8 protein-coding genes are annotated in these 12,296 nt (G+C 43.1%); 5 read left to right on the top strand and 3 right to left on the bottom strand.

What is annotated here, in order from left to right; genetic code table 11:
- The first annotated feature begins 68 nt into the window (after window positions 1–68).
- Together NIAKO_RS33535 and NIAKO_RS33530 are read left to right on the top strand one after the other, a co-directional pair.
- Window positions 69–434, top strand: a complete 366-nt coding sequence (locus tag NIAKO_RS33535) for a BlaI/MecI/CopY family transcriptional regulator (protein WP_014222944.1) — start codon at window positions 69–71, stop codon at window positions 432–434.
- The gene (locus tag NIAKO_RS33530; protein ID WP_014222943.1) at window positions 431–1,615 is read left to right on the top strand and encodes a M56 family metallopeptidase; all 1,185 of its coding nucleotides are present in this window, start codon (window positions 431–433) and stop codon (window positions 1,613–1,615) included. Before NIAKO_RS33535 ends, NIAKO_RS33530 begins: the two co-directional genes overlap by 4 nt.
- 94 nt (window positions 1,616–1,709) lie before the next feature.
- Here NIAKO_RS33530 and NIAKO_RS33525 read toward each other — a convergent pair whose 3' ends face one another.
- Both NIAKO_RS33525 and NIAKO_RS33520 read right to left on the bottom strand, forming a co-directional pair.
- A complete protein-coding gene (locus tag NIAKO_RS33525; RefSeq protein WP_014222942.1) occupies window positions 1,710–3,458 on the bottom strand; it encodes a cellulase family glycosylhydrolase in 1,749 nt (582 codons plus the stop codon).
- 493 nt (window positions 3,459–3,951) lie between these two features.
- Window positions 3,952–6,849 carry a triple tyrosine motif-containing protein gene (locus NIAKO_RS33520; protein WP_014222940.1) on the bottom strand — a complete coding sequence of 966 codons (2,898 nt, stop codon included), beginning with the start codon at window positions 6,847–6,849 and terminating at the stop codon, window positions 3,952–3,954.
- Window positions 6,850–6,997: 148 nt separating this feature from the next.
- On the opposite strand from NIAKO_RS33520, the gene NIAKO_RS33515 reads away from it, so the two are divergent.
- From NIAKO_RS33515 to NIAKO_RS33505, 3 genes are all read left to right on the top strand, one after another.
- Window positions 6,998–8,380, top strand: coding sequence for a serine hydrolase domain-containing protein (locus NIAKO_RS33515; RefSeq protein ID WP_014222939.1), 1,383 nt, complete (start codon window positions 6,998–7,000; stop codon window positions 8,378–8,380).
- A gap of 147 nt (window positions 8,381–8,527) precedes the next feature.
- Window positions 8,528–9,427, top strand: coding sequence for an AraC family transcriptional regulator (locus tag NIAKO_RS33510; protein WP_014222938.1), 900 nt, complete (start codon window positions 8,528–8,530; stop codon window positions 9,425–9,427).
- A 401-nt stretch (window positions 9,428–9,828) separates the two neighbouring features.
- A complete protein-coding gene (locus tag NIAKO_RS33505) occupies window positions 9,829–10,668 on the top strand; it encodes an oxidoreductase (RefSeq protein WP_041349806.1) in 840 nt (279 codons plus the stop codon).
- 74 nt (window positions 10,669–10,742) lie between these two features.
- Here the strand turns inward: NIAKO_RS33505 and NIAKO_RS33500 are convergent, their stop codons facing one another.
- Window positions 10,743–12,230: a T9SS type A sorting domain-containing protein gene (locus tag NIAKO_RS33500; protein WP_014222936.1), complete on the bottom strand. Its 1,488-nt coding sequence runs from the start codon at window positions 12,228–12,230 to the stop codon at window positions 10,743–10,745.
- Window positions 12,231–12,296 lie beyond the last annotated feature (66 nt).

Here is a 12,296-nt window from a genome sequence, read left to right as displayed (position 1 = left end):
AGAAATATTTGTCTGCCTAAAAGTTTAGGCATAAAATTGCCTAAGAATTTAGGCAAAACAACAAAGCAATGAAAAAGCTCACCGCTGCTGAAGAGCAGATCATGCAAACACTCTGGAGTTTGGGCGAAGGTGGTTTTATGAAAGACATCCTGGAACACCTGGCCGATACCAAACCACATTACAATACCGTGGGTACCCTGTTAAAGATCCTGGTTGAGAAACAATTTGTGGGCATAAAGAATCCCAACCGCAATAACTTCTATTATCCGCTGGTAACAAAAGAAGAGTATTCTGCCAGCGGTATAAAGGCGCTTACCGAAAATTACTTCCAGGGTTCGTATACAAAGGTTGTTTCGTTCCTGGTTGATAAAAAAGAAATGTCCATCGAAGACCTGGAATTTTTATTAAGCCAACTTAAAAAGAAAGGGAAATGACCAGTCAAACAATCCTGCTGTATCTCCTGAAATCTATTTTTATTTCAGGCCTGTTCCTGGGTTATTACATGGTTGCGTTACGCAATAAAAACTTTCATTCCTATAACCGGTTTTACCTGTTGCTGAGCATGGCGGGCAGTTTCATCATCCCGCTTTTTAATTTCAACTGGTTCACTATCGATAAACAGGCCATGCCGGTTTCTGGTGAAACATTTCAATACCTCACGCAACAGATCACACCTACGCATTCACTAGGCATATCCTGGCAAATTGTAGTTTTGTATGCGGTTATTGGTATCAGCCTGTTCCTGCTATATTTTCTTGCATTTAATATTTTCAAAGTATACCAGTTAAAAAGAAGATCGGCCGTTGTTGTAATGGAGGGGGTTGAATTTATTTATACCAACCTCGATCAGGCGCCTTTCTCTTTTTTAAACAACCTTTTCTGGAAAGAATCGATCTCACTGGATGATGATTTTGGACAAAAGATCTTTAAACATGAGCTCACGCATATTCACCAGAAACATACGCTGGATGTGCTTTTCTGCCAGGTCATCAATTCTATCTGCTGGATGAACCCGTTTAACTGGCTCATACAAAAAGAGCTGAAGGCCATTCATGAATTTATTGCGGACAGAGCGGCAGTTGGTAATAACAATGTAGAAGAGTTTGTACAGTTGTTATTACAGGTGCATTACGGAAAGCACTTTCTCAATCCCACACACGCATTCTATTATTCATCTATTAAACGAAGATTGATTATGTTAACAACAACAAACAACGCACGGTTCCAATTCCTGCGCAAAGCGCTGGTGCTGCCTGTTATGTTTGCAGCCGTGATTGCGTTATCGGTTTCAGCAACAGAAACCAAAGCCACCCCAATTGTTCAGCAACCGGAAAAGCAGGTTGTGCAAAACGATACAACGCCTGAGCCTGCTATGAAAATCACCGTTCAGCCTAATTTTCATTTGTCCAAAAAAGCAAACAGGAAAAAGATAAAGATCCCTGCCAATGTGTTGTACCTTGTAAATGGTACTGTAACCAGTGTTGAAGAAGTAAAAAAACTGGACCCCGACCAGATACAATCTATAAATGTGTGGAAAGACAAAGCAGCCACCGACAAATTTGGTACTGCCGGCGCCAATGGAGCTATTGAGATCCTGCTGAAAGAAACAAAATGACTGAAGATATTTTAGCTATAAAGCAAAAGGGGCCGGCGGCAACTGGCCCCCTTTTTTATTTATACTACTGCTAAGCTAACTGCTGATCTATGTATTATTCCTTAATAAATGAAATGCTTTGCAGGTTAAACCCACCTTTATTGGCCAACAATTTCAGGCGGGTTGTACCTGCGGGTAACGGAACGTTTTTAACCCAGGTAGTTTTATTGCTTTGTTTGCTGTCAGTAACTGGTAATGTTAGTTTATCAATAAGGGTACGCTCATTTGCGAGTATCGATAATTGTGCGCCGGCATTTTCAACCCATGTATTGAATCCAAGCTGGTAGTTTCCTGCTTTTTTCACCTCGATGGTATATTGCAGCCATTCGCCATCTTCAATACTGAAGATCCCGGAACCGGCATCATTACTGGTTATATCTACCCCATCGTTGCGGTAACTGTGACCTCTGTTACCCTGGGTATGCACACCAGGCGTGTATTGATAGCTGGCAGTATCTTTATCGTAATACGCCTGTCCCTGTTTACCCAGGTCAAATTCAACTGCGGGTATTACCGTGGTGCCTTCAGCAATTACATGTTGTTTAAATGGCAGCGTGCTGTTTGTTTGTACCTGGCGGAACATAGCATCCACCACATCGCGGTGCACTGCATTATTCTGCACTTTTATATTATTCAACAATTGCTGCAATACCTTCCAGGCGGTTGCAGAATCAGGACGCGGGCCATTACCCCGCCAGTAATTCAGTAATTGTTCATAGCCATCAGGCATTTTTATTTCCAGCGGGTTATTAATGCCCATTTTTTTCAATGGCCACCAGCCCCAGCCAATGCCATTTTCTTCAACCAGGCGAATACATTCGGTAAACCAGGTGTTTGAATTTTCGCCCGATTCGCCCAGCCACAATGGAATGTTATATTTATCCCGGTAATCGAGAAATTTTTGAATGGCAGGCTGCGTATTAAAATTGCCATATTTGTGAAAACTCATCACCAGGTTATTATCCCACGTGGGTTCTATACCATTATAATTATTGCCAAAACCATTGCCTTCGATAATAATGATATGCTTTGTATCTACTTCCCGTATGGCTTTGGTCATATCAACCAGTAATTGCTTCAACGGCACATTCATTTTTTCTGCCGTTCCGCGTTTATCGGCGGTATCCTGAAAACCCCAGTTGGGTTCATTGATGATATCATAGCCGCCAATATAGGGCTCGTTGGCATAGCGTTTCGCCAGCTGTTTCCACAGGGCGATCAGCTTCTGCCGGTTACCATCACTCTCCCACAGGGATGGCTTACCGGCATTGCGATCGCTAATATTTAAGTCGTTTCCCTGGCCACCGGGTGTGGCATGCATATCCAGGATCAGGTACATTTTATTACTGCGGCACCAACTCAGCACGCTGTCTGTGATTGCAAACCCTTTGGTGAGCCATGTTTGTTGACCGGCGTTTGGTTCCTGTTCTACCGGTAAAGTAAACAGGTTATAATGCAGTGGTAAACGAACAGCATTAAAACCCCAGGCAGCCATTGAATCAAAATCGGCTTTAGTGGTATGCTGTGTTAACCAGGCATCGTAAAACTGTTTTGTTTTTTCTTCGCCTACCAAACCGGCGATGCTTTCTTTTATGCGATGCTGTGTGCCTAAATTACCTACACGAAACATATAGCCTTCCTGTAACAACCAGCCACCGAGGCCCATACACCGCCAGATTACCGGCTGGCCTTTTTCATTGACAATTTGCTTTCCCTGTGTTTTTAAAATTCCCTGTCCAAAACTGTGTGATGTTATAAAAATGAATGCTGCTAATAAAATGCAGCTGCGAACACTAATAGCCATACCGGGGTTAAATAGTTTTTACTGTTGAATAAGGCAAAAAAAGGCAAGCCGTCCCCATGTGGTGGAACGGCTCACCATACCAGCTTATAATCCAGGGTATTGATTTAATTCCGGAGTTTTGGCCAGTTCAGATTGCATGATTGGATAAAACATAAACGAGGCGTCTGCGAACAAATGCCTCTGATAAAACATAATCGGGACTACTTCATAGGAGTAACTTGTTATAATAGTTTTATTGTAATAAGTAGCATAGGGTACGTTGGTTTGGGTTTGGGGGCTGCTGCCTTTTTGTGCTGACAAAAGCTTGGGTATAAATAGCAGAAGGACGGACAATAAGGACAATCTTTTTTGTCGCATATATGGCAGCTGTTTCGTTTTTTAGCAGTTGTAAATATGCAAACAAAATACTGCCATAACCAATTTTTGGCTACGTCAAAACCTCTACAAAAAAAACTAATTATTGACTATCATACAGTTAAATGGCGTAGTGCGATTATCCGGTTATGGAGATCAGGAAATCGTACAAACTGGCTTCATTACTGGTTAGCCCCAGTTTTTTACGCAGGCGGTAGCGACCGGTTTCCACGCCACGGATGGAGATGCTCATCAGGTGGGCAATTTCTTTACTGGTTAAATTCAATCGCAGATAAGCCGCCATTTTTAATTCGGTGGCGGTCAGATCGGGCCATTGTTCTTTCAGCTTTTTCAGAAAATTAGAGTGTACCTGGTCAAAGTGTTCGGTAAATTGTTCCCATTCCTGGGTAACATCGAGTTCGCTGTCGATAAGGCGGATGATCTTTTGGAATTCCTTGGTCCCCGCTTTGGTTTCCTCATTATTTTTAAATGCGTTGAGATCGTCTTTTATTTTTGAAAAGATCTCCATTTTCCGCACCAGGTTCATGGCAGCGGAGGCCAGTTGCGAATTTTTATTTTCAATGTCGGCCTGCAGCTTTTCATTTTTCAGCTCAATGATCTCCTTTTCCCGTTTACCCATTTGCAATTCATGCATCATTTGCAACTGCTTTTGCTCCTCGGCATAGCGTTGTTCCTGCTGCAACAGTTTTTGTGCTTCGATCCTGCGGTATTTTCGTTGTTGCCGTTTGTAGAACCAGTACAGCAACGCAAATAATGCTATGGCATATAGGGTATAAGCCCACCAGGTGCGGTACCAGGGTGGCAAAATGGTAAAGGAGAAACTGGCCACCGGTGATTCATTTTCAACGTTGGTGCGGCTTTTTACCTGGAAAATATATTTACCTGGTGGTAGGTTGGTATAGTCTTTTTCCGTTTTCTGGCTCCAGTCGCTCCAGCCTTCGTCGAACCCTTTTAAGTTATAACTATAGGCAATGGTATGTTGCCGGCCGTATATAATAGCACTGCATTCAAAATGCAGGGAGTTGTCGGCATATTCAATTGACTCTTTGGCGGTATTGTTTGCCGATAAAGCATAGCCACCAAAGATCAGGTCTTCCTGCCGGGCCGATGCCTGTACATTTCTGATGAGGGTAACTAACTGGTATGTGCTTTTTTTATACCGGGCATAATTAATATGGAAGAACCCTTTTTCGGCCGCGATCAACACATTATTGCTGTCGATGATATTAATGTTCTCAAACCCGTTTACTGTGATCTTGTCGTCCAGTTCAGGAATGTACACCAACCGGTAATTATCACCGCTGCGTTCTGCCACGCCAACCCGTCTGTTGCTAACAAACCAGATGTTGCCGGTTTTATCTTCCTTTAAATATTCAACCTTAATAGTGTCGAACAGTTTTTTAAAAAAAGCAGAAGGTTTAAAATCATTGATGGCGTCGTCAAACTCAAAAATGCCGTTATCGGTAGCCAGCACCATCCGGCCCGCAACGTTGTACAGATGGTTATGGTTTTGAGAGAGCAACTTCTTCTTATCGATGTAATTCGTTACTACCGGATTGTTCTTTTCATCATATGAAACGATGTAGATGCCTTTATAAGGGTGAATAGCCCAAATGAGGTTTTTATGTTTTACTATAAAGCGGGCCGATTCAAACCTGGCCTCCAGTATGCGGGTGAAATTACCATTGGCATAACTGTAAAAATTGATCCCATTATAGGTACCTGCAATCATCACCGAAGAAGGAAAACTGTCGTGCAGGGGAAGAAAGCCCCAGAAACCGTTCTTATTATCAAGCAGCACTGCTTTGTTGTCTTTTATTACAAAGGCGCCAAGGCTATGACCCATCAATACCTGTCCATTCACTTCCGAGACATTCCAAACCTGTCCTTTGGTATTTTCAACCAGGGAGAATGAACTTTTTGCATAACTGAGGTCACCATCATTTTCAGGAAGGGTGGTTTTATACAAACCGGTTGCCACCCCCAGGTACAAGGTGTTGTTGTGAACAAGGGAGGTATAGCCACTATTGCGATCGATTGATTCGGGGAAAATGTTTTTAACAGCATTATTATAGGACACCAGGTCAATGCCATTGTCGAGCGCCAGCCAAAGGTTCTGGTCTTTATCTAAAAACAGGTTCTCAACATTGTTGGTCTGAATGCCTTCGTTTTTGGTAAGCTGTTGAATGAATTTTCCATTTTTATTCATTAAGATGCAGCCACCCAGGTTGGTATTGAAGGCAATAGTATTGTGCGACAATAAACGGGCTCCAAAAATATTTTTGGCGGCGATTTCCTTTATATCAGGTGTTTCAAAAGGTGTTACTACATCGCCTTTCAGAATGAACAATCCTTTTGAAACGGAGGTCAACAGCAGGCTGTCGTGCCCCAGGTCAATCACCGATTTCAACAGGGTGCCATTGGGAAAAGAGCCGGTTTTAACCCGTGGTATCCACTGGCCATCTTTATAATACACCAATTGGTTTTCGTAGTTGTATGCCAGCACTTCATTATGGGCATATCCTAAAAAACTCCAGAAGGTGCTATTGAATGCTTTTACGGCGCCTTTATAGTAATCGAAAATTTTTCGGTGCGCATGAAAGAAGATGTGATCTTCTACAATCTGAATGGTCCATACATCAGCATAATCACTGTCTTTTATCAGCGGCCGCAATGAAGTATATACCAGTTCGCCGCGATCATTGGGGGTGAAGTAACCAATCTCCTGTTGGCCGCCCACATATATTCTGTCGTTTTTGTCAATGGCAATAGAACGAACAATAGTGGCATTGGGAATTGGGTAAGTACGCCAGAAGCTGCCATCGAAGGTCATCAGGCCATTGTTATTGGCGAAGTACATGATGCCGCGACTGTCCTGTGCAATGTCCCAGTTCTGGCGGCCGGCTTTATAATCCTGTTTAAAGAAGTTGGTAATATTGGGGATACCAATGGTATTTTGCGCATATGCAATTGACCCGAAGTACAGTACGGTGATTAACAGGAACAATGATCTCATATGCAGCTAACTCGTTTCTTTTTGATATTGCAAAATTAATGACTTTAACGGATAGGGCAATGAGGTACTGGCTCCATAAACTTAATCCCAATTTCTTACAATTTATAGATTTTAATGTGCGAATTTTATTGTTTTATAAAGCCTTACTATGAAAATCTATAAAAGGATCATCCGGATTGTTTTGTTTCTGTTGTTGGTGACCCTGGTGTACGGCATCTGGTATGCCTGGCGGGCCTTTCCCATCATCAGCGGATATGGGGCCAAAAATATGGCTTCCGCGGTTTTCCTGCAACATCGAAATCCTGAAGACGTATTGAAAGAGGAACTGAATTTCTTTCCTGTTTCAAAAGGCAGCTTTACTGTAAACCGGGAAGACTCCTCAGTAACCGGTTCGGTATGGGGTTTCGCCAAACGAAAAGCGATTTACAGAACCGGTGTTGGCTGCACGCTGGTGAACGATTATTCCGAAGCCGAAATAAGAGCGCAGCATTTTAATTTACCCGCTGTTCCTTCACAAAACAGGGACACCATTGCCTGGCCGTATGGCGATAAAATTTCCGACAGCCTTCCATCCAATATTGACAACAAAGCATTACAACAGGCTATTGACAGCGCTATGCAAATGCCTTCAAAAAAAGGAGGACCAGCTTATACCCGTGCCTTCCTGGTGGTATATGATGGAAAGATCGTTGGCGAACGCTATGCACCGGGGTTCAATAAAAATACGGTGCAGATCGGCTGGTCAATGACCAAGAGTTTGACCTCCGCCGTTATTGGCGTACTGGTAAAAGCAGGTAAACTTAACCCCGATGCGCCCGCGCCTGTACCCGAATGGCAGCATACCAATAAAGAAAAGATCAAATTGAAAGATCTGTTACATCAATCTTCGGGACTGGACTATATTGAAGATTATAATGGGCCCAGCGAGGCCACCAATATGTTGTTCAAGCGGGGCAATATGGCCGCATTTGTGGCCAAATTACCTTTGAAGGATCAACCGGGCTCGGTTTTCTATTATTCCAGTGGCAACGCCAATGTGCTGAGCAGGATCATCCGCCATACAGTGGGCGATTCCGTGTATGCCGGCTTTCCTTATAAAGCGTTGTTTCATAAGATCAATATGTATTCACTGGTGCTGGAGCCCGATGCTTCCGGCACTTATGTTGGCTCTTCTTACAGCTATGCCAGCGCCCGCGATTTTGCCCGCTTTGGATTGCTATATTATAATAATGGTTTATGGAACGGGGAACAACTGCTACCCGTGAACTGGGTTAAAGAAACAACTCAACCCGCACCATCCAACAAGCAACAACGCTATGGGTACCAGTTCTGGCTAAATGGTCAGGATGATAAAGACCCCGCCAAACGCTGGTTTCCCGATGCACCGGCCGACATGTACTTTGCAGATGGCTATGGCGGTCAGAACATTTTCATCATTCCTTCTAAAAAACTAATCATCGTTCGCCTGGGGGTTCGCACGGTTGATGAAAACAAATATCTCAGAGAAGTGATTGCTTCTGTAAAGAATTGATCCCCAATTGCAGACCTGCCATTGTTTGAATTTTGCAATTTATTGTTTGATTCCCATAAAGACCCGGCCGGGGAAGCGTCGTAATTTTACAAGGAAGGGCTGATACCAATCAGCCTTTTAAAATCACAAATTGCTTAAATTTACGATATGGCCAAGACAGAAACACTGGAAGATTTTTATCGCCAGAAAATGAACTGGTTACCGGATAACCTGAAAAAAGATATCGGGCACTTTAATGTGTTTAGGGTAGAGGACTGCGTGGGTCAGGGTAAAACACCGGTTGAGTATACCCGCCGTGATTATTACAAAATAGCCCTGATGCAAGGACCATATGTATATCATTATGCGGAAAAAAGTCTTGAAGTGGCAGGTTCTACTCTTATATTTTTCAGTCCAAACGTTCCTTATACATTTCAGCCATTGACAGATGATCCCAAGGGCGCCTTTTGCATTTTTAAGGAAGCGTTTTTTACCGAACGCATTCGTGGCGGCATCAAAGACCTGCCCATGTTTATCGCGGGTAACAAACCCAGTTATGGACTGGATAAATTGCAGGACAAATTTGTAAGCCAGATCTTCGATAAGATGATCGAAGAGATGAAGTCTGACTATGTATATAAGTACGATCTCATTCGCAACTATATTATGGAGATGATCCATTATGCGTTGAAGATGCAGCCTACGGAAACTTTGTATCAGCATACCGATGCCAATGCGCGCATCACAGCTGTTTTTACGGAGTTGCTGGAACGGCAGTTCCCGATCGAATCACCTACGCAACGGTTCACCCTGCGATCGGCCCGCGATTTTGCTGAACAATTATCGGTACACGTCAATCACCTGAACCGCGCAATTCGCCTTACTACCGGAAAAACAACCACTGATCATATCTTTGACCGGCTGGTAAGTGAAGCAAAGACTTTATTAAAACACACTAACTGGAATATTTCCGAGATCGGTTATAGTTTGGGTTTTGAAGAGCCTGCGCACTTTAATCATTTTTTTAAGAAGCAAACGAGTATGACTCCCTCTTCGTTTCGAAACTAGTTATAGAGGGTTGACGAAGTTGATAGAGTTGATAAAGGAGTTGTTGACAAGTTAACAGGTTGACGTGTTAATACATACGGAATACTATTTATTAGGAGGACTTATGTCCTCCTTTTTTTTGCAGCGCACTAATTCCCCCGCCTTGTTAACTTGTCAACGTGTTAACCTGTTAACTCATTAACTATATTTCCTCTATCAACCCTATCAACCTGTTACACCCTTCCATCCCTCCCATTACAAAATCCAAACAATCATATTACTACCAACGAATGTTTGAAATAAACAACTATCTGTTTGAAAGCCATAATAACTCACGCGTACACTCTATATAACTTTGTGTTATCAAGTTCATGAACGAGCAACAACAATTAAAAAATCTTACAAAAGAAAAACAACTCAGTATGAATAAGAAAACATGGTTTGTTACCGGTGCATCAAAGGGCCTTGGCCTTGTTCTGGTAAAAACATTATTGAAAGCAGGTTATCGCGTAGCAGCTACTTCACGTAACATCAATGAGCTGCAAACAGCGGTGGGTGTTAACAGCGATGCATTTCTTCCTTTGGCTGTTGATTTGAAAAATGAAAAAAGTGTTGAGAAAGGGATTCAGGATACCGTTGCCCAATTTGGTACTATTGACGTGGTAGTGAACAATGCTGGTTACGGCCTCTTTGGCAGCCTGGAAGAATTATCGGATGAGGAAGTGCGGGAGAATTTCGACATCAATGTATTTGGGGTGCTGAATGTGATCCGCAAAGTGTTGCCTTACATGCGCAAACAACAATCCGGACATATCTTCAACATCGCATCCATTGGTGGTTTTGCAGGCGCCTTCCCAGGTTTCGGTAGTTACATTGCTACCAAATTTGCAATGCATGGTTTCTCTGAATCATTGGACGCAGAGGTAAAACCATTCGGGATTAAAGTCACTATTGTTTCACCTGGTTATTTCAGAACACAGTTCCTGGATGCTTCCCTGGGTGTTCCTAAAAACGAGATTGAAGCGTATAAACTGGTACGTGAATCTCAACAGGCTCACCAGCAAGGCATTAACCATAACCAGCCAGGAGACCCCGCTAAAGCTGCCATTGTTATGATTGAAATTGCTGAACAACAACAACCACCACTGCATTTGTTTCTTGGCAAGGATGCTTACCAGTTTGCTGATTCCAAAATAAAAGCAGTACAACAGGATATGGCCGCAGTAAAAGAACTGGCTACTTCAACAGATATTGATCAATAGCTGAATGACAATCCGCAAAACAAAAGTCCTCCCCATCATAAGGAGGACTTTTGTATTTATAGTACTCGTTTCATCTATTTAATCAGTAAGCTTTTTGTGAGCTTATTCTTTCCATCACTCCATACCAGTTTGTACATTCCGGTGGGTAAACCGCTTACGGGAATGGTGGTTTGCACCATACTTTTTCCCAGTGAAAGGGTCTTCACTATGCGGCCGTTTATATCAATCAGCTGCAATTGGGTAATATGATCGGTAGCTGGTTGCTGCCAGATTACATATCCTGATGCCGGGTTGGGATACAGGGCAAACAATTTTGAATTGATTGCCGCATTTGAATTATAAACAACCACTCTTGCTAATGAATCAGGCGTGTGGGTTGAGTCGGGGATATAGATAAAGCCATTTTTTGCCGAAAGACCAATTGATGAAATCACTGAAACGGCTCCTGTGGCGCCGGTATCAACAACGGCCCTGATCAGCGTGTCGGATAAAACAGTGAACCGGTTGGCTGGTATACCACCAAAATTCACTGCAATTGCATGCAGGAAATAATGACCAAAAATGTATACCGTATCGCCACGTTTTGCATGGGTAGGGTTAAACCTGTAAATATGCGGAGGTATGCTATCATGAACAGTGGTATCAGGCACACTTGTAGAATCCGGGATATAGGTAAACCCGTTTTTAAATGCCAGGCCACTGTAAATGGTATTCACTACCACATTGCCACTGGCGCCGGCGCCCACTCTTGCCTTGATAACAGTGTCGCCATAAACGCTGTAACTGCCGGCATTAACGCCTCCAAAAAGTACGGCATTGGCATACCTGAGGTTATTTCCAACAATTGTCACCAACGTTCCCTGTCGTGCGCTAGTCGGTGAGAAGGAATAAATATGTGGCCGGGCGCTATCAGGAATTTGCGCGGTATCAATGATGTAGGTAAACCCTGGTTTTGATGCGGCGCCACATGGCGTGGTAACCGATACGCTACCAGTTGCTCCGTTACCTACGATTGCTCTAATGGTGGAGTCATTTAACACTATAATGCTATCAGCCAATACACCACCAAAGCGGGCTGCTGTAGCTCCCGTAAAATGAGCGCCAAAGATTATAACCGGGGTTCCTTTTCTGCCACTGGTTGGTGAAAACGATACAATCCGGGGTGAATCACAAACAGGAACGGTATCCTGAATAAATGTAAACCCTGGTTTTGATGAGATGCCATTGGGGGTGATAACAGACACACTGCCCGTGGCGCCATTGCCTACGATGGCTTTGATAACGGTATCGGAATAAATAATAATGCTGTCAGCTAACACACTACCAAAGCGCGCTGCAAAAGCGCCGGTAAAATGTGAACCAAAGATAGTAACCACGGTTCCTTTTGTACCACTGGTTGGAGTAAATGAAATAACCCGGGGTGAATCTGCAGGAATGGTATCGGTATGAAAGCTATTAGCTGTCATTGGCCCGCGATCAATGGGGTGCGCCATAGCAAACTGACAACATAATAATAAAGCAAAAACAACACTCCTTTTGAGCGTGAGGTAAACATTTCGCATAGATAATATTTAACGGTTAAAAAATATCAATGGAATACCTGTTCTATGTCAGGAACATAGAATCAG

The organism is Niastella koreensis GR20-10 (assembly GCF_000246855.1).
Lineage (GTDB): Bacteria > Bacteroidota > Bacteroidia > Chitinophagales > Chitinophagaceae > Niastella > Niastella koreensis.
The sequence above is the reverse complement of the archived record's forward strand: the minus strand, read 5'-3'. Positions and strand labels throughout refer to the sequence as shown.